Origin of the sequence: Streptomyces sp. NPDC088707 (assembly GCF_044752725.1) — a bacterium.
GTDB lineage: Bacteria > Actinomycetota > Actinomycetes > Streptomycetales > Streptomycetaceae > Streptomyces.
The window spans coordinates 26310-43891 of sequence record NZ_JBIVLV010000006.1; the positions used below are offsets into that span (position 1 = coordinate 26310).

The following is a 17582-nucleotide window of genomic DNA, read 5'->3' on the forward strand; positions in this document are numbered from 1 at the left end:
TGGGCCTCGCGGCCCGCCCGGGCTGCCCGCGCTTCCCCGGCCGCCCGCGCCTCCTCCCGTACGGCCAGTCCAGGAGGCGTTCGTGCCGCGCCCCGGGACTCCTCGTCGAGGGGTACGTACGTGCCGAGGCGCGGTCCGGCGGCCGGTCCGAGCCAGAGGTCGGGGTGCTCCAGCTGGCCGGGACCGCGAAAGGGCCCGGGGCGTGAAGCCGCCCCGGGCCCTTCGTCATGCGGTGTGACTACTCCTGGCCGGTACCGGTGCCGGTAGTGGTGCCGGCCGTGTCGGCGCCGGTGGCGTCCGTCGCGGTCTCGGCGGCGTCGGCTCCCAGGGTGCGCTCGCGCATCTTCTTCAGGAGGTCCTGCTTGCGGTCGTCGGCGGAGCGCTGGGCCGCCGTGCGGCTCTGGCCGTTGCCGTGCCGGTCGGCGCGGGACAGCTTCTTGCGCTGTCCCCCGACGCCGAGGAGGTTGTTGCGGCTCTTCGCCACGGTGTTCTCCCGTCGGTGAGGTGGTCGGTGGTCTGACTCGGGCTGCCGGAGACGGCGCTCACTCGTAGATCTGGAAGAACGAGGACATGCCGGTGACGCTACCGCCGGCCCTGGGCGAAGGCACCCGGATTTCCCCGCACCGCCCGAAGGGATGACAGATATTGAAATCTGTCATCGGTCATGTCATGGTTGTTGTGTCACACCGATCCACCGGCTTCCGAATCCGAGGAGACAGCCATGACCACCACCCGGCGCCCCGTCCCCACCCGCCCCCTCGGCACCACCGGGCCCGAGGTCTCCGCTCTCGGCCTCGGCTGCATGGGCATGTCCGCGCTGTACGGCGAGAGCGACCGCACCGAGTCGATCGCGACCATCCACGCCGCCCTGGACGCGGGGGTGACCCTGCTCGACACCGGCGACTTCTACGGGATGGGGCACAACGAGCTGCTGATCAACGAGGCGCTGCGCACGGCCCCCGCGGCCGCCCGCGAACAGGCGCTGACCAGCGTGAAGTTCGGTGCCCTGCGCACGGTCGAGGGCGGCTTCACCGGGTACGACGGGCGGCCCGCCGCCGTGAAGAACTTCGCGGCCTACTCGCTCCAGCGCCTCGGCACCGACCACATCGACGTCTACCGCATCGCCCGCGTCGACCCGGACGTGCCGATCGAGGAGACCGTCGGCGCCATCGCCGAGCTGGTCGAGGCCGGGCACGTCCGGCACATCGGGCTCTCCGAGGTCGGCGCGGACACCCTGCGCCGGGCGGCGGCCGTGGCCCCGATCGCGGACCTCCAGATCGAGTACTCGCTGATCTCCCGGTCGATCGAGGAGAAGATCCTGCCCACCGCCCGCGAGCTGGGCATCGGCATCACGGCGTACGGCGTGCTGTCGCGCGGACTGATCAGCGGCCACTTCACCCGGGACCGCGAGCTCGCGGCGAACGACTTCCGGGGCATGAGCCCGCGCTTCCAGGGCGACAACCTCCGGCGGAACCTGGACCTCGTGGACCGGCTGCGGGCGCTCGCCGAGGCCAAGGGCGTGACCGTCGCGCAGACCGCGATCGCCTGGGTCCTCGCCCAGGCCGAGCGACAGGGCGCGGACATCGTCCCGCTGGTCGGCGCCCGGCGCCGGGACCGGCTCGCGGAGGCGCTCGGCGCCCTGGACGTCACGCTCGACGCCGCCGACCTGGCGGCGATCGAGGAGGCCGTCCCGGCGGGCGCGGCGGCCGGCGACCGCTACCCGGCGGCGCAGATGGCGCATCTGGACAGCGAGCACTGACAGGTACTGTCCTTCCATGGCCGCGACCGAGACCCTGACCGCCGAGCGCATCCTCGAAGCCACCGAGGAGGTGCTGCGGCGCTACGGACCGGCGAAGGCCACCGTCGTGGACGTGGCCCGGGTCCTCGGCGTCAGCCACGGCAGCGTCTACCGCCACTTCCGCACCAAGGCGGCGCTGCGCGAGGCGGTGACCGAGCGGTGGCTGGAGCGGACGATCGTCGCGCTGCGGCCGCACGTCGAGGGCGAGGAGCCCGCGGACGAGCGGCTGACCGGCTGGCTCACGGCCCTGTTCGCCCTGAAGCGGCGCAAGGCCGGCGGCGATCCGGAGCTGATGGCCACGTTCCAGGTCCTGATCGGCGAGAACAGCGCGGTGGTCGACCGGCACGAGGAGCACCTGGTGGAGCAGATCGCCCGCATTCTGGAGGCCGGTCACGGCGAGGGGCTGTTCACCGCGCCGGAGCGGGACTTCGGGACGACGGCCCGCGCGGTCTTCGACGCCACGGACCGCTTCCACAACCCCGCGCACGCCGCCGACTGGTCCGCGCCGGGCGTCGAGGACGCGTTCACGGCGGTCGTCTCCCTGGTGCAGCGGGCGCTGCGGGTCTGAGCATCACGCCCTTTTGAAGATCATTTGGCCTGGACTTTCCCCTTCCCTGTCCGGTACATGACTAGCGTTCCCCCGCACCGCGACCGCAACGCTCCCAGGGGGAACCATGTCCGCACCCGAAAAGCCGCCCGCCCGCTCGGGCGCCGCCTCCGCGATCGGCTGGGTCCTGACCATCGGGCTCAACGTCGTCGCGCCGATCCTCACGTACGACATCCTGACCGAGGACCACGGCTGGTCCGAGTTCGCCGCCCTGCTCGCCGGCAGCGCCTGGCCGGTCCTGGACAGCGCGATCATGGTCGCCTGGCGCCGCAAGATCGACGAGTTCGCCGTCGTCACCCTGGTGTTCCTGGTGATCACGGCCCTGGTCTCGCTGATCGGCGCGCACACCGCCCGCGCGCTGCTGGTCAAGGACTCCGGCGTCACGGGCCTGTTCGGGCTGCTCTGCCTGGCCACCCTGCTCGCACCCCGCCCGCTGATGTTCTACTTCGGGCGCAAGTTCGCCACCGACGGCACCCCGGCGAGCACCGCCTGGTGGAACGGCATGTGGCAGTACGAGGGCTTCCGCTCCACCATGCGCACCATGACGCTGGTGTGGGGCGTGGCCTACGTCGCCGAGGCGCTGCTCCGCGTCGCCCTCGCCTACGCGCTGCCGACGAAGACCATGGTCACACTGAGCCCGGTCATGATCTACGGGGTCCTCGGCGTCCTGGGCGTGTGGACGGCCTGGTTCGGGAAGCGCCGCGCGGCCGAGGGAGCGAGACGGCAGGCGGAGGCCGGGGCGGCGGCCGCCCAGGCGGCCTGACCCCGACCACGGGGAAGCCCCCGGTTCCGATACGGAACCGGGGGCTTCCCGCTGGAGCGTGAGATCAGCAGCCGAGCAGGCGGCTGCCCAGGTAGCTCTGGATCTGGTCGAGGGAGACGCGCTCCTGCTTCATGGTGTCGCGCTCGCGCACGGTCACCGCGTTGTCGTCGAGGGTGTCGAAGTCGACGGTCACACAGAACGGGGTGCCGATCTCGTCCTGGCGACGGTAGCGGCGGCCGATGGCGCCGGCGTCGTCGAAGTCGATGTTCCAGTTCTGGCGCAGGTCCGCCGCGAGGCCCTTGGCCTTCGGGGAGAGCTGCGGGTTGCGGGACAGCGGCAGGACGGCGGCCTTGACCGGGGCCAGGCGGTGGTCGAGGCGCAGCACGACGCGCTTCTCCATGACGCCCTTGGCGTTCGGGGCCTCGTCCTCGTTGTACGCGTCGAGCAGGAAGGCGAGCATGGTGCGGCCGACACCGGCGGCGGGCTCGATGACGAACGGCGTGTACGTCTCACCGGACTCCTGGTCCAGGTAGGACAGGTTGGCGCCGGAGGCCTTGGAGTGCGCGGTCAGGTCGTAGTCCGTGCGGTTGGCGACGCCCTCCAGCTCACCCCACTCGCTGCCACCGAAGGAGAAGCGGTACTCGATGTCGGCGGTGCGCTTGGAGTAGTGGGAGAGCTTCTCCTGCGGGTGCTCGAACCAGCGCATGTTCTCCTCGCGCAGGCCGAGACCGGTGTACCAGTTCCAGCGCTGCTCCATCCAGTACTCCTGCCACTGCTCGTCCTCGCCCGGCTTGACGAAGAACTCCATCTCCATCTGCTCGAACTCGCGGGTCCGGAAGATGAAGTTGCCCGGAGTGATCTCGTTCCGGAAGGACTTGCCCATCTGCGCGATGCCGAACGGGGGCTTCTTGCGCGCGGTGGTCTTCACCTGGGCGAAGTTGGTGAAGATGCCCTGGGCGGTCTCGGGACGCAGGTAGGCGACGGAGCCGGAGTCCTGGGTCGGGCCGAGGTGGGTGGAGAGCAGGCCGGAGAAGTTCTTGGGCTCGGTGAAGGTGCCCTTGTTGCCGCAGTTGGGGCAGTTGAGATCGGTGAGGCCGTTCTCGGGGAGGCGGCCGTGCTTCTCCTCGTACGCCTCCTCCAGGTGGTCGGCGCGGAAGCGCTTGTGGCAGGAGGTGCACTCGGTCAGCGGGTCGGTGAAGGTGGCGACGTGACCGGAGGCCTCCCAGACCTCGGTGGCCAGGATGACCGACGAGTCGATACCGACGACGTCCTCGCGCGCGGTGACCATGTAACGCCACCACTGACGCTTGATGTTCTCCTTGAGTTCGACACCCAGCGGTCCGTAGTCCCAGGCGGCGCGCTGGCCACCGTAGATCTCGCTGCACGGGTAGACGAAGCCACGGCGCTTGCTCAGGCTGACGATGGTGTCGATTCTGTCGGCGGCCACGGTGCTCTCTTCATTACGACGACGAAGTGCGAATGCCACAGGTTACCGGCGCCCGCACCCCCCGTATCAAATCGGTTCGGTGGGGGGACCGCGCGAGGGGTCGCGTGGGCGGGGCCACACGTACGACAATTGACAATCGTTTCCAGTTTTGTTGAAAATGAGTGTCATGAACGTACGTCGCCGCCTCATATCCAGCACCGCCGCCGCCGCAGCCGTCACGCTCGGCATCGTCACCCTGTCCGCCTGCGGCGGAAGCTCCGACGCGGCCGGCAAGAGCGGCGACGGCAAGCTCGACGTGGTGGCGTCGTTCTACCCCATGCAGTACCTGGCCGAGCAGATAGGCGGCGGCCACGTCGCCGTCGACACGCTCACCAAACCCGGCGTCGAGCCGCACGACCTGGAGCTCAAGCCGAAGCAGATCGGCCAGCTCGGCGAGGCCGACGTCGTCCTCTACCTCAAGGGCATCCAGCCCGCCGTCGACGACGCGATCGCCCAGGCCGGCGTGAAGAACACCGTCGACGCCGCCACCCTCACGAAGCTCGAGGCCCACGGCACCGGGGTCGGCCACGAAGGCCACGACCACGCCGAAGGGGAGCACGCCGAGGGCGAGCACGCGGCGGAGGAAGCCGGTCACGACCACGGCTCCGAAGCCGGCAACGACCCGCACATCTGGCTCGACCCCGTGAAGTACGCCGAGGTCGCCAAGGGTGTCGGCGCCGCCCTGGAGAAGGCCGACCCGTCGAACGCCGCCGACTACAGGAAGAACACCGACGCTCTCGTCAAGAAGCTCGGCGACCTGAACACCGACTTCGCGAACGGCCTGAAGAACACCACCACGAAGACCTTCATCACCACCCACTCCGCCTTCGGCTACCTCGCCGAGCGCTACGGCCTGGACCAGGAGGGCATCTCCGGCATCGACCCCGAGTCCGAGCCGAGCCCCGCCCGGATCAAGGAACTCCAGGACGTCGCGAAGAAGGACAAGGTCACCACGGTCTTCTTCGAGACCCTCGCGAGCGACAAGACCGCCAAGACCCTCGCCGGCGACACCGGTCTGAAGACCGACGTGCTCGACCCGCTGGAGGGAATCACGGACACGTCCAAGGGCGATGACTACATCGAGGTCATGCGCTCCAACCTCGCCGCGCTGCAGAAGGCCCTCGGCGCGAAGTGATCACCGCACAGCAGGAGGTACGAGCCATGGCCGCCCCGACACCGGAACGGGAACCCGTCATCTCCGTCCGCGGAGCCACCGCGGCTCTCGGCGCCCGGCCCGTCCTCCGCGGTGTCGACCTCACCGTCCGCCGCGGTGAGGTCGTCGCGCTGCTCGGCGCCAACGGCTCCGGCAAGTCCACCGCGGTCCGCTCCGTCATCGGCCAGGTGCCACTGACCGGCGGCACGATCGAGCTGTTCGGCACGGACCGGAAGCGCTTCCGCGACTGGGCGCGCGTCGGCTACGTACCGCAGCGGACCACCGCCGCGAGCGGCGTCCCCGCCACCATCCGCGAGGTCGTCTCCTCCGGCCGGCTCTCCCGCCGCAGGTTCGGCTGGCTGACCAAGGCCGACAAGGCCGCCGTCGAGCGGGCCATCGAGCTCGTCGGGCTCGCCGACCGCGCCAAGGACTCCGTCTCCGCGCTCTCCGGCGGCCAGCACCAGCGGGTCCTGATCGCCCGCGCGCTCGCCTCAGAGCCCGAACTCCTGATCATGGACGAGCCGATGGCCGGCGTCGACCTCGCGAGCCAGGAGATCCTCGCCTCGACCCTGCGCGAGCAGGTCGCCGGCGGCACCTCCGTCCTCCTCGTCCTGCACGAGCTGGGCCCCCTGGAGCCGCTGATCGACCGCGCGGTCGTGCTCCGCGACGGCTGTGTCGTCCACGACGGCCCGCCGCCGGAGGCCCTCGGCCAGCACGCGCTGCCGGGCCACGACCACGTCCATCCGCACGCGGCCGGGGAGCCGCTCCGTACGGGTCTGCTGACCTGAGGAAGCTGACCTGATCATGGAAATGCTCGATCTCGCCTTCATGCAGCGCGCGCTCCTCGCGGCCGTGCTCGTCGGCATCACCGCGCCCGCCGTGGGCATCTACCTGGTCCAGCGCCGCCAGGCGCTGATGGGCGACGGCATCGGCCATGTCGCCATGACCGGCGTCGGCCTCGGCTTCCTCCTGAACTCCAGCCCGGTCTGGATGGCGACCCTGGTCGCCGTCGTCGGCTCGGTCGGCATGGAACTGATCCGGGCGTACGGCAAGACCCGCGGCGACCTCGCGCTCGCGCTGCTCTTCTACGGCGGCATGGCCGGCGGAGTCCTGCTGATCAACCTCTCGCCGACCGGCTCCAACGCCAACCTGAGCTCCTACCTCTTCGGCTCGCTCTCCACGGTCTCCGAGGAGGACATCACCGCGATCGGCATCCTGGCCGCCTTCGTCGTCCTGGTCACGGTCGGTCTGCGCCGGCAGCTCTTCGCGGTCAGCCAGGACGAGGAGTTCGCGCGGGTCACCGGCCTCCCGGTGCGCGCCCTGAACCTGCTGATCGCCGTCACGGCCGCGGTGACCGTCACGGTCGCCATGCGGGTCGTCGGCCTGCTGCTGGTCAGCGCGCTCATGGTGGTGCCGGTCGCGGCGGCCCAGCAGCTGTCGAAGTCCTTCCGCGCGACGTTCGTCCTCGCCGTGGTGACGGGCATCACGGTCACCCTGGCCGGCACGGTCACCTCGTACTACCAGGACGTGCCGCCCGGCGCGACGATCGTCCTGTACGCGATCGGCGTCTTCGTCCTGCTCACCCTGCTCGCCACGCCGCTCGCCAAACGGCGGGCACGGGCGGCCGAGGCGGGCGCGGAGAGCTGTGACGCACCGGTTCCGGCGACCCGGCGTCCCTCGGACGACGTGAAGGTCTGATCCGGCCCGGACTCAGGGCCGTGGGGGGCTGGCAGAATGGCGGGGGCAGACAAGCATTCAAGGAGGCCCCCGTGGTGACGGCAGGACCCCCCGTACGAGGCCGCTCGACCAGACAGCGTGCCGCCGTCTCCGCGGCGCTGAACGAGGTGGACGAGTTCCGCAGCGCTCAGGAGCTGCACGACATGCTCAAGCACCGCGGCGACTCGGTCGGCCTCACCACCGTCTACCGCACCCTCCAGTCCCTGGCGGACGCGGGCGAGGTCGACGCGCTGCGCACGAGCGAGGGCGAGACGGTGTACCGCCGCTGCTCGACCGGCGACCACCACCACCACCTGGTGTGCCGCGTCTGCGGCAAGGCCGTGGAGGTGGAGGGCCCGATGGTGGAGCAGTGGGCCGAGACGATCGCCTCGGAGCACGGCTTCGTGAACGTGGCGCACACGGTGGAGATCTTCGGAACCTGCGCGGACTGCGCCGGGAAGTGACGCACGAGCAGTGACCTGACATACGAGAAGGCCCGTACCCCGGAGGTACGGGCCTTCTCGTGTCAGGTCGCACCCGGGCGGACGGGCCCGGCTCCCGCACGACGAACAGCCGCTTCGGTCACACGCGGCTCAGCCCTTGTCGAGCACGGCCATGTCGGCCGGGTCGACGCCGCCGAAACGGCGGTCGCGCTGGGCGTACTCGACGCAGGCCCGCCACAGGTCGCGGCGGTCGAAGTCGGGCCACAGCACGTCCTGGAAGACCATCTCGGCGTACGCGCTCTGCCAGATCAGGTAGTTGGAGGTGCGCTGCTCGCCGCTGGGGCGCAGGAACAGGTCCACGTCCGGCATGTCCGGGTAGTAGAGGTACTTCTGGATGGTCTTCTCGGTGATCTTCGCCGGGTCGAGCCGGCCGGCCCTCACGTCCTCGGCCAGCGCCTGCGCCGCGTCCGTGAGCTCCGCGCGACCGCCGTAGTTCATGCAGAAGTACAGCGTGAGCCTGGTGTTGTCCTTGGTCTGCTCCTGCGCGACCTGGAGCTCCTTGGCGACCGACTTCCACAGCTTGGGCATCCGGCCGACCCACCGCACGCGGACGCCGAGCGAGTCGAGCTGGTCGCGGGACTTGCGGATGAAGTCGCGGTTGAAGTTCATCAGGAAGCGCACCTCCTCGGGGGAGCGCTTCCAGTTCTCGGTGGAGAAGGCGTACAGCGAGATCGACCCCACGCCCATCTCGATCGCGCCCTGGAGCACGTCGAGGACCTGCTCGGCGCCGACCTTGTGGCCCTCGGTGCGGGGCAGGCCGCGCTCCTTGGCCCAGCGGCCGTTGCCGTCCATGACGATCGCGACGTGCTCCGGGATCAGCTCGGACTGGAGCTTCGGCGGACGGGCGCCGGACGGGTGCGGCTCGGGGGTGCTGTACTCCCGGCGCTGGCGACCGAGCAGTCGTGCGATGGCCATGACGTGGTCTCTCCTACCTAGCTTTTCTCTACGTACCGCAGGGAGCGCAGGCCGCGCTCCAGATGCCAGTGCAGATAGGCGGACACGAGTCCGCTGCCCTCCCTGACGTGACGCGGCTCGCACGCGTCCGCCGTCGCCCAGTCGCCGGTGAGCAGCGCGCTGAGCAGGCCGATGGCCTCCGGAGAGGGTACGACGCTTCCGGGCACCCGGCAGTCGCCGCATATGACACCGCCCGCCGCGACCGAGAAGAACCGGTTGGGGCCGTGGATACCGCATTTGGCGCAGTCCTCGAAGCTCGGCGCGTAGCCGTTCACGGCGAGCGAGCGGAGGAGGAACGCGTCGAGGATGAGATGGGGGGCGTGCTCGCCCCGGGAGAGGGTCCGCAGCCCGCCCACCAGCAGCAGGTACTGCTGCACGGCGGGCTCGCCCTCGTGGTCGGTGAACCGTTCAGCCGTCTCCAGCATGGCGGTGCCGGCGGTGTAGCGGGCGTAGTCCGTGACGATGCCGCTGCCGTACGCGGCGATCGTCTCGCTCTGCGTGCAGAGCGGCAGGCCGCGCCCGACCAGCTCGCTCCCCCGGGCGAAGAACTGCACGTCCACGTGCGAGAACGGTTCGAGCCGCGCGCCGAACTTGGACTTCGTCCGCCGTACCCCGCGCGCCACGGCGCGTACGCGCCCGTGACCGCGGGTGAGGAGCGTGATGATGCGGTCCGCTTCACCCAGCTTCTGGGTGCGCAGCACGATGCCGTCGTCGCGGAACAGACTCATGGGCCCATTCTCGCGTACGGCGGGGGCGCCCGGCCCCGGGGCGGACAGACCCGCACGGCCCGTCCGCCGGAGAGACGCAGGTCACATTCACCCGTGTCACAGGGGGCCGGGCTACCTCGTCTCAGGGGTTGTAGCCGGCGACGGACGATCACGACCACCGAGGAGCACCCCATGGACGCGCGACTGAACCTCTTCACCAGCCCGACCGCCGGCAAGGCCTTCAAGCACCTCATGGCGGCGGGCAAGTCGGTCAAGGAGTCGACGGTCCCGGCGGCGACCCAGGAGCTGGTCGCGCTTCGCGTGAGCCAGATCAACGGCTGCGCCGTCTGCATCGACATGCACACCAAGGAGGCGGCGCACGCCGGCGAGACCCCGGTGCGGCTCAACCTGGTGGCGGCGTGGCGGGAGGCCACGGTCTACACCGAGGCCGAGCGCGCCGCGCTGGAACTGGCCGAGGAGGGCACCCGGACCGCCGACGCGGCCGGCGGGGTCAGCGACGAGGTCTGGGAGCGCGCCGCCCTGCACTACGACGAGGAACAGCTCACCGCTCTCGTGCTCCACATCGCGTTCATGAACCTGGCGAACCGCCTGAACGCCATCACCCGGCAGCCGGCGGGCGACTACGTCCCCGGCCGGTTCCACTGACGGAGCGCGCAGGGCGGGGGCAGGGACCCGGGCCGGGGTGACGGTTGTCCCGGCCCGCCACCCCCCTGCATGATCACGAAGCCGTGCACCGCACGGGCGGACGGGGAACGGGGAGAGGAAGTCGGCATGAGCAAGGTCGAGGAGTTCGAGGAGCTGCGCCCGCTGCTGTTCTCGATCGCCTACCGGATCCTGGGCAGCGTCGGCGAGGCCGAGGACGCGGTCCAGGAGACATGGCTGCGATACGACGGCTCGCCGACCCTCCCCACGTCGGCCAAGGCCTTCCTGTCGACCACCGTCACCCGCCTCTCCATCGACGTCCTGCGCTCCGCGCGGGTCCGGCGGGAGGAGTACGTCGGCCCCTGGTTCCCCGAGCCCCTCCTCAGCGATCCGTACCAGGACCCGGCGCGCTCGGTGGAACTGGCCGACTCGGTCTCCATGGCAGCGCTGCTGCTCCTCGAACGGCTCAGCCCCCTGGAGCGCGCGGTCTTCCTGCTGCGGGAGGTCTTCGCCTTCGACTTCCAGGACGTCGCCGAGGCCGTGGGGCGCTCGGAGGCGGCCTGCCGGCAGCTGCTCGTACGGGCCCGGCGGCACATGCACGCCGGACAACCCCGGTTCGCGGCCGACCGCGAGGAACGACAGGAACTGGCGACCCGCTTCTTCGACGCGCTCAAGGACGGCGACCTGGGCGGACTGCAGAACCTCCTGGCCGCGGACGTCCAACTCGTCGGCGACGGTGGCGGCAAGGCCCCCAACTTCGCCAGGACCATCGTGGGTGCGGACAACGTGGCCCGGCTCCTCTGCTCCGCCTTCCCCACGCTGTACGAGATCGATGTCACGTGCGAGCCGCGGGAGGTCAACGGCCAGCCCGGCGCGATCTACCGCGACCGCGACGGCAGGATCCTCCAGGCCATCGTTCTCGACGTCCTCGACGGACAGATCCAGACCATCCGCGCCGTCCTCAACCCCGACAAGCTCGGCCACCTGGGGCCGGTCGCCGACGCCTGGGCGATCACGCGCGAGGTGAAGCAGGTCCGCCGGCGGGCCGACTGACCCCGACGGTGAGCGCGGGCCGTCGCCGTCTTCACCCCGGCCCGCGCGCGGAGTCAGGGCACCTCGCCACGGCTCCGCGCGTTCACGTGCGCCGTGGCCGCGCTCAGCCGCTCGGCCGAGGTGGCCTCCCGTACCCCGTCGGGCTCCACGTCCCATTCCCGTCCGCCACCGAGCGGCCGGACCTGGACATAGGGCCCCACGTGCCCCATGACCCTCCCGACCCGCCCGGTGCGGATCTCGACGACGTACGACCCGATGGGCAGTGTCATGACCGGTTCTCCTCCCCCGGCAGGACGGCGGCGGCGAGGAGCCGTGCCGTTTCCACCGTGCAGCATCCCAATTCGACGAGCGGCCTCGGGGGATCGGCGGCGAGGGTGACGACGTCGAGCCCGAGCGAGGGAAGCCGGATTCCGGCCCTCGCGAGCGCCTCGCGCAATTCCGTCACTGCCTCTTGTGCGATGTCGATGGCCCCCGTGGTCGTCTTCATGATGTCTTCCTTCACCAACGTATGCCTTTCCGAATCCATTTCCTGCTTCGCCTCACCAGGGTGGGGGTGGATCCGTAGAATCGGCAGATGCGCAGGTCGTACAACTGCGGCGTAGGGTTGGGGAGTTAATCCATGGCCAGAGGCAAGCAGCAGGACGCGTGGGTGTTCTTCGGGGAGGTACTCAAGGAGCGCAGGGAGGCTGCGGGCCTTACCCAGGAAGAACTGGGCGGACGGGTGTTCGTTTCGGGGGCGTACATCGGCCTGTTCGAGCAGGGAATTCGAAAGCCGCAGTTGGACGTGGCGCAGCGAATCGACGAGATCCTACAAACCGGCGGTATTTTCGAACGCACGGTTCGCAAGCTCATCAACAAGTCGCCGTACGCCTCCTATTTCCACGCGGTGGCGGATCTGGAGGCGGTGGCGACGAAGATCTGCGAGTTCGCGCCGACGGTGGTGCCGGGGCTGATGCAGACGGGCGCGTACGCGCGGGCGGTGACAGTGGCGACGCACCCGTTCGCCACGGAGGAGTTCATCGAGGAGAGGGTCACGGCACGCATCGACAGGGCCGCTGTCCTCAGGGGCCCTACAAGGCCGGAGTATTGGGTCGTCCTGCACGAGAACGCGCTGCTCACTCCCGTGGGTGGCCCGTCCGTGATGGCCGCGACGCTCGACCACATCACGGCACTGGCCCGGGAGCGGCGAGCGCTGGTGACCGTCCTGCCTCGCTCGGTCGGCGCGCACGCTTTCATGACCGGCTCGCTCAAGCTCATGGAGTTCGAGGACCAGCCCCCAACGGCCTATGCGGAGACCGGATTTTCGGGGACGTTGCTCGACGATCCGGCGGTGGTGAAGCAGGCACAGCGCGCCTACGATCTGCTCAGGGTCGCCACGCTGTCGCCGGAGGCGTCCCTCGCACTGATCGAGTCGGCGGCGGAGGACCACAGACGATGCGCCAGTACGACCTGACCCACGCCCACTGGTTCAAGAGCTCCTACAGCAACGGAGACGGCGGCGACTGCGTCGAGGTCACCTACGACTTCGCGGACGCCGCGTGGCGCAAGAGCTCGTACAGCGACGGCGACGGCGGCAACTGCCTCGAAGTCCTCGACGGTGTCACCGGCGTCGTCCCCGTCCGGGACAGCAAGAACCCCACGGGCCCCGCCCTCCTCCTCCCCACCGCCGCCTGGACCGCGTTCCTCGCCGGCGTCAAGAGATGACGACCCTCCCCTCGTTCGCGCTGAAGGGCGTCGTCGCCGGTGGCCCGGTCACCCTCGAATCCTCGGCCATCCACACGGAGGGCCTGTACGTGCGCGGCATGATGACGCTCATGGCCCTCGTCGGCTGCGGACTCGCCGGCGGCGGGCTGTTCGGGATCGGCTGGCTGGTCACCGAGACGCTCCGCCGCTGACCGAGCGGTGGGCACCTCGTGCGGTGGATGCGCGCACGCACCGTGGACAGGCCCTTCACCCGCGGTCAGCCCGCCTCTACGATCACGCCATGTCGATCACGTCCCCCATTCCCGCCCTCAGAGGACCTGACGGCACCGGTCTGCGCGTCGAGGGCCAGGCGCTGCTGCTGCGCCGCGCCCGCGAGGAGCTGCACATCCCGCTGAAGGCCGTGGCGCGGGTCCGCGCCGAGGGGCGGACCGTCGCCGTCGAGCTGACCGCACCGGCCGGTGCGACGCCGCACGTCCAGCGGTTCGCGGACGTGGACGAGGCCGCCGCCACGGCGTTCGCCGACGCGGTCAACGCGGTCCTGCCGGAGCGGCCGGAAGCGGTCGACGGCTCCGGGTACCTGTCGAGCAACCGCCTGGGCGACCCGTCCGTCGGGCGGGTCCTCCGCGTGGTCAAGCGGGGGGCGCTCTACGGCACCCTCGCGATCGTCGCCCTGTGCGTGCTGGTGATCGCCACCGGACACGCCGCCGCGATCATCATCGTCATTCCGAGCGGCTTCCTCGGGCTGTTCTTCCTCGTGCTCGGCTGGGCGACCTCGTACCCCTCACGCGAGGAGCGCCGGCTGCGCAGGCACGGCGTCACCGTCGCCGCCGAGCGGGCCCCGGGCGAGCAGTCCGTCTACGTCTACGCGGACCCCGAGGGGCTGCACCGCACCGTGCGGAAGTTCGCCGACACGTGGACCATCGACGTCGCCTACGATCCGCAGGACCCCGGACACGTGGTCGTCCTCCGGAGCCGGGCCGCGCGAGCGCTGGACCTCGCCCTGACGGGAAGCGGCCTCCTCATCGGCCTGGTCGGCGCCGCCGGGGCGGTCGCCGGCGTGGTCATCGGGCTCCTCGGCGTCGGCGGCTTCTGAGATCGACGTGTTCACTTATGGAAGTCATAAGTTCGCCTTATGTGCCCATAGACCGGGGGCGGGTACCGGTCCGCGTCCCGCATTATTTAGGGTGACCTAAGTGTCGGCGGCTTCGCCGCCACGTCGCTTGCGAAGGGAACCCAGTCATGCCCCGCCCCCTCCGGGTCGCGATCGTCGGCGCCGGCCCCGCCGGAATCTACGCCGCCGATGCGCTGCTGAAGTCCGACGCCGCCGCCGAGCCGGGTGTGTCCATCGACCTCTTCGAGCGGATGCCCGCCCCCTTCGGCCTCATCCGCTACGGCGTCGCCCCCGACCACCCGCGCATCAAGGGCATCGTCAACGCCCTCCACCAGGTCCTCGACAAGCCACAGGTCCGCCTCTTCGGCAACATCGACTACGGCACCGACATCCACCTCGACGACCTGCGCGCCTTCTACGACGCCGTGATCTTCTCGACCGGCGCCATGGCCGACCGCCCGCTGAACATCCCGGGCGTCGAGCTCGACGGCTCGTACGGCGCGGCCGACTTCGCCTCCTGGTACGACGGCCACCCGGACGTCCCGCGCACCTGGCCGCTGGACGCGGAGAAGGTCGCCGTCCTCGGCGTCGGCAACGTGGCCCTCGACATCGCGCGCATCCTCGCCAAGACCGGCGACGAGCTGCTGCCGACCGAGATCCCGGCGAACGTCTACGACGGGCTCAAGGCCAACAAGGCCGTCGAGATCCACGTCTTCGGGCGCCGTGGCCCGGCCCAGGCCAAGTTCAGCCCCATGGAGCTGCGCGAGCTGGACCACTCCCCCACCATCGAGGTCATCGTCAACCCCGAGGACATCGACTACGACGACGGCTCGATCGCCGAGCGGCGCAAGAACAAGCAGACCGACATGGTCGCCAAGACCCTGGAGAACTGGGCGATCCGCGACGTCGGCGACCGCCCGCACAAGCTCTTCCTGCACTTCTTCGAGTCGCCCGTCGAGATCCTCGGCGAGGACGGCCAGGTCGTCGGCCTGCGCACCGAGCGCACCGAGCTGGACGGCACGGGCAACGTGAAGGGCACCGGGCAGACCACGGACTGGGACGTCCAGGCCGTCTACCGCGCCGTCGGCTACCTCTCCGACGAGCTGCCCAAGCTCCCCTGGGACGCCGTCAGCGGCACCGTCCCGGACGAGGGCGGCCGGGTCGTCGAGGAGACCGGCGAGCCCATGGCCTCCACGTACTGCACCGGCTGGATCCGCCGCGGCCCCGTCGGCCTCATCGGCCACACCAAGGGCGACGCCAACGAGACCGTGGCGAACCTCCTGGACGACTTCGCGAACGGCCGGCTGCTCACCCCCGCCACCCCGGAGGCCGACGCCGTCGTGTCCTTCCTCGAGGGCAAGGGCCTCACGTACACCACGTGGGAGGGCTGGTACGCCCTGGACGCCGCCGAGAAGGCGCTCGGCGAGCCGCAGGGCCGCGAGCGCATCAAGATCGTCGAGCGCGAGGACATGCTGCGCGCGAGCGGCGCGATCGAGTAGGACCTCGCAGGCTCTCGCCCCTTCCCCGGCCTACCCTGAAAGGACCGGGAAGGGGCGAGAGCCATGTCCGTACCCACCACGACCGACCCGGTCGAACGCGCCAGGGGCGCCGCCGCCCGTGAGTCCTGGGCCGAGGCGTACCAGCTGCTCCACGCCCACGACCGGCACCCCTCGCGCGGTCTGACCGCCGACGACCTCTCCGTGCTCGCCGACGCCGCCTGGTGGTCCGGGCACGTCGACGAGTCCGTGACCGCCCGGCTCCGGGCGCACGCCGCCTATCTCGCCGCCGATGACCACCGGGGCGCCGGGCTCGCCTCCTGGTGGCTGTACTACGAGTACGCCGGCCTCGGGCGGCCCGCGGCGGCCGCCGGCTGGCTCCACCGGGCCCGGCACCACCTGGAGGACCTGCCGGACTGCCCGGAGCAGTGCTTCCTGGAGATGACGGCCGCCGAGGAGGCGTCGGCGCACGGCGACCACGAGACCGCGCTCGCCGCGACCCGCCGCATGACCGCCCTGGCCCTCGCCTGCGGCAGCCCCGACCTCCTCGCCCTCAGCCGCCAGGCCGAGTCCCGCGTGCTCCTCGCGGCAGGCCGCAGGACCGAGGGCCTCGCCCTCCTCGACGACGCGATGTGCGCGGTGTCGGCCGGCGAACTGAGCGGCATGGTCACGGGCTGGCTGTACTGCCTGGCCCTGACCCAGTGCATGGAGGCCGCGGACTTCGCGCGGGCGGTGGAGTGGACGAACGCGGCGATGGAGTGGTGCGCCCCGCCGTGGACGGGCCGCCCGCCGGACGAGGACGCCGCCGGGGCCACGGCCCCGGAGGACTCCCCCACGCCCACGGCCCCGCTCCCCGTGACCGTCCCCTCCGGCGAGAACCCCTTCCGGGGCGTCTGCCGGGCCCACCGGGTCGAGGTCCTCGACCTCCTCGGGGCCTGGGCGCTCGCCGAGGCCGAGGCCCGGCAGGCCTGCCGCGAGGTGCCGGTGGACTGCCTGGAGTCGGCCGCCGCCGCGTACTACGCCGCCGGGGACGTCCAGCGGCGCCAGGGCCGCCTCGAAGCGGCCGCCGTGTCGTACGGCCACGCCCACGAGCTGGGCCGGATCCCGCAGCCGGGCCTCGCGCTGCTGCGCCTCGCGCAGGGCCGGGCCGAGGCGGCCGTGGCGGGCGTCGACCTGGCCCTCGCCTGCCGGAGCGACCCCGACCACGACGTCCTGGGCCGGTCCCGGCTGCTCGCCGCCCGCGCGGAGGTGGCGCTCGCCGTCCGTGACGTCCCCGGAGCGGCGAAGGCCGCGGCGGACCTCGACGCCCTCGCGGGCGCCGCCGACGGAGACGTACCCCTGCTGCGTGCCCTGGCCGACACGGCCCTCGGCTCGGTGGCCCTCGCCGAGAAGCGCCCGGCGCTGCTCCCGCTGCGCCGGGCGCTCGCCGGCTGGCTGGAGCTTCGGGTGCCGTACGAGGCCGCGCAGGTACGGATGCTGCTCGCGGCCGCCTGCCGGGCCGCGGGCGACGAGGAGGCGGCCCGTCTGGAGCTCGGCACCGCGCGGGCGGTCTTCGAGCGGCTCGGGGCCGTACCGGACGCCCGGCGCGCCGCCGCCCTGCTCAGCGGCGGGTCACGGCGGCGGCTCCCCGGAGGGCTCACCGCACGGGAGGCGGAGGTGCTGCGGCTGGTCGCCTCGGGCGGCACGAACAAGGACATCGCCCGGGCGCTGGTGATCAGCGAGCACACCGTCGCCCGGCACCTGAACAACATCTTCGCCAAGCTGGGCGTCGGCTCCCGCGCCTCCGCCACGGCCTACGCGTACGCGCACGACCTGGTCTGAACGGCCCATGCGGACCGGTGTCCGCGCATGGGCGGTCCGGGCGATGC

The 17582-nt window shown here is 71.1% G+C and carries 21 protein-coding genes; 15 read left to right on the top strand and 6 right to left on the bottom strand.

Features of this window, described 5'->3' with window-relative positions:
- Window positions 1-238: 238 nt before the first annotated feature.
- Window positions 239-484: a DUF6243 family protein gene (locus ACIP84_RS19170; RefSeq protein ID WP_401798875.1), complete on the bottom strand. Its 246-nt coding sequence runs from the start codon at window positions 482-484 to the stop codon at window positions 239-241.
- Between the two features lie 237 nt (window positions 485-721).
- Between ACIP84_RS19170 and ACIP84_RS19175 the strand changes: the two genes are divergently transcribed.
- The 3 genes from ACIP84_RS19175 (at window position 722) to ACIP84_RS19185 (ending at window position 3168) form a co-directional block, all read left to right on the top strand.
- Window positions 722-1759 carry an aldo/keto reductase gene (locus tag ACIP84_RS19175; protein ID WP_401798877.1) on the top strand — a complete coding sequence of 346 codons (1038 nt, stop codon included), beginning with the start codon at window positions 722-724 and terminating at the stop codon, window positions 1757-1759.
- Between the two features lie 16 nt (window positions 1760-1775).
- On the top strand, window positions 1776-2366 hold the full coding sequence (locus ACIP84_RS19180) for a TetR/AcrR family transcriptional regulator (protein ID WP_401798879.1): 591 nt from the start codon (window positions 1776-1778) through the stop codon (window positions 2364-2366).
- Window positions 2367-2472: 106 nt separating this feature from the next.
- On the top strand, window positions 2473-3168 hold the full coding sequence (locus tag ACIP84_RS19185) for a VC0807 family protein (protein WP_401798881.1): 696 nt from the start codon (window positions 2473-2475) through the stop codon (window positions 3166-3168).
- A gap of 64 nt (window positions 3169-3232) precedes the next feature.
- Here ACIP84_RS19185 and ACIP84_RS19190 read toward each other — a convergent pair whose 3' ends face one another.
- Window positions 3233-4615, bottom strand: coding sequence for a glycine--tRNA ligase (locus ACIP84_RS19190; protein ID WP_401798883.1), 1383 nt, complete (start codon window positions 4613-4615; stop codon window positions 3233-3235).
- A 166-nt stretch (window positions 4616-4781) separates the two neighbouring features.
- On the opposite strand from ACIP84_RS19190, the gene ACIP84_RS19195 reads away from it, so the two are divergent.
- The 4 genes from ACIP84_RS19195 to ACIP84_RS19210 all read left to right on the top strand — a co-directional run bounded on the left by ACIP84_RS19195 (window position 4782) and on the right by ACIP84_RS19210 (window position 7987).
- Entirely contained in the window at window positions 4782-5789 is a 1008-nt protein-coding gene (locus ACIP84_RS19195) for a metal ABC transporter solute-binding protein, Zn/Mn family (protein WP_401798885.1), read from the top strand.
- A 26-nt stretch (window positions 5790-5815) separates the two neighbouring features.
- On the top strand, window positions 5816-6595 hold the full coding sequence (locus ACIP84_RS19200; RefSeq protein WP_401798887.1) for a metal ABC transporter ATP-binding protein: 780 nt from the start codon (window positions 5816-5818) through the stop codon (window positions 6593-6595).
- Between the two features lie 16 nt (window positions 6596-6611).
- Window positions 6612-7505, top strand: a complete 894-nt coding sequence (locus ACIP84_RS19205; RefSeq protein WP_073917850.1) for a metal ABC transporter permease — start codon at window positions 6612-6614, stop codon at window positions 7503-7505.
- A 71-nt stretch (window positions 7506-7576) separates the two neighbouring features.
- On the top strand, window positions 7577-7987 hold the full coding sequence (locus ACIP84_RS19210) for a Fur family transcriptional regulator (protein ID WP_266965788.1): 411 nt from the start codon (window positions 7577-7579) through the stop codon (window positions 7985-7987).
- 129 nt (window positions 7988-8116) lie between these two features.
- On the opposite strand, the gene ACIP84_RS19215 is transcribed toward ACIP84_RS19210, so the two are convergent.
- Window positions 8117-8941, bottom strand: coding sequence for an isoprenyl transferase (locus tag ACIP84_RS19215; protein ID WP_355960714.1), 825 nt, complete (start codon window positions 8939-8941; stop codon window positions 8117-8119).
- A 17-nt stretch (window positions 8942-8958) separates the two neighbouring features.
- Window positions 8959-9708: a DNA repair protein RecO gene (gene recO / locus ACIP84_RS19220; protein ID WP_030317440.1), complete on the bottom strand. Its 750-nt coding sequence runs from the start codon at window positions 9706-9708 to the stop codon at window positions 8959-8961.
- A 171-nt stretch (window positions 9709-9879) separates the two neighbouring features.
- Between recO and ACIP84_RS19225 the strand changes: the two genes are divergently transcribed.
- Window positions 9880-10353 carry a carboxymuconolactone decarboxylase family protein gene (locus ACIP84_RS19225; RefSeq protein ID WP_266965792.1) on the top strand — a complete coding sequence of 158 codons (474 nt, stop codon included), beginning with the start codon at window positions 9880-9882 and terminating at the stop codon, window positions 10351-10353.
- A 126-nt stretch (window positions 10354-10479) separates the two neighbouring features.
- A complete protein-coding gene (locus ACIP84_RS19230; protein WP_355960717.1) occupies window positions 10480-11403 on the top strand; it encodes an RNA polymerase sigma-70 factor in 924 nt (307 codons plus the stop codon).
- 53 nt (window positions 11404-11456) lie between these two features.
- On the opposite strand, the gene ACIP84_RS19235 is transcribed toward ACIP84_RS19230, so the two are convergent.
- The gene (locus ACIP84_RS19235; protein WP_073917859.1) at window positions 11457-11672 is read right to left on the bottom strand and encodes a hypothetical protein; all 216 of its coding nucleotides are present in this window, start codon (window positions 11670-11672) and stop codon (window positions 11457-11459) included.
- Window positions 11669-11890, bottom strand: a complete 222-nt coding sequence (locus ACIP84_RS19240) for a hypothetical protein (protein ID WP_355960719.1) — start codon at window positions 11888-11890, stop codon at window positions 11669-11671. Before ACIP84_RS19240 ends, ACIP84_RS19235 begins: the two co-directional genes overlap by 4 nt.
- Window positions 11891-12022: 132 nt before the next feature.
- Here ACIP84_RS19240 and ACIP84_RS19245 point away from each other — a divergent pair, with 132 nt between their 5' ends.
- The 6 genes from ACIP84_RS19245 (at window position 12023) to ACIP84_RS19270 (ending at window position 17535) form a co-directional block, all read left to right on the top strand.
- Complete coding sequence (locus ACIP84_RS19245) at window positions 12023-12856, top strand: Scr1 family TA system antitoxin-like transcriptional regulator (protein ID WP_401798892.1); 834 nt, start codon at window positions 12023-12025, stop codon at window positions 12854-12856.
- Window positions 12838-13107, top strand: a complete 270-nt coding sequence (locus tag ACIP84_RS19250; RefSeq protein ID WP_401798894.1) for a DUF397 domain-containing protein — start codon at window positions 12838-12840, stop codon at window positions 13105-13107. Before ACIP84_RS19245 ends, ACIP84_RS19250 begins: the two co-directional genes overlap by 19 nt.
- The gene (locus ACIP84_RS19255) at window positions 13104-13298 is read left to right on the top strand and encodes a hypothetical protein (protein WP_401798896.1); all 195 of its coding nucleotides are present in this window, start codon (window positions 13104-13106) and stop codon (window positions 13296-13298) included. Before ACIP84_RS19250 ends, ACIP84_RS19255 begins: the two co-directional genes overlap by 4 nt.
- 89 nt (window positions 13299-13387) lie before the next feature.
- Window positions 13388-14200: a hypothetical protein gene (locus tag ACIP84_RS19260; RefSeq protein ID WP_401798898.1), complete on the top strand. Its 813-nt coding sequence runs from the start codon at window positions 13388-13390 to the stop codon at window positions 14198-14200.
- Window positions 14201-14346: 146 nt separating this feature from the next.
- Entirely contained in the window at window positions 14347-15717 is a 1371-nt protein-coding gene (locus tag ACIP84_RS19265) for an FAD-dependent oxidoreductase (protein ID WP_355960727.1), read from the top strand.
- A gap of 63 nt (window positions 15718-15780) precedes the next feature.
- Window positions 15781-17535, top strand: coding sequence for a LuxR C-terminal-related transcriptional regulator (locus tag ACIP84_RS19270; protein ID WP_401798900.1), 1755 nt, complete (start codon window positions 15781-15783; stop codon window positions 17533-17535).
- Window positions 17536-17582 lie beyond the last annotated feature (47 nt).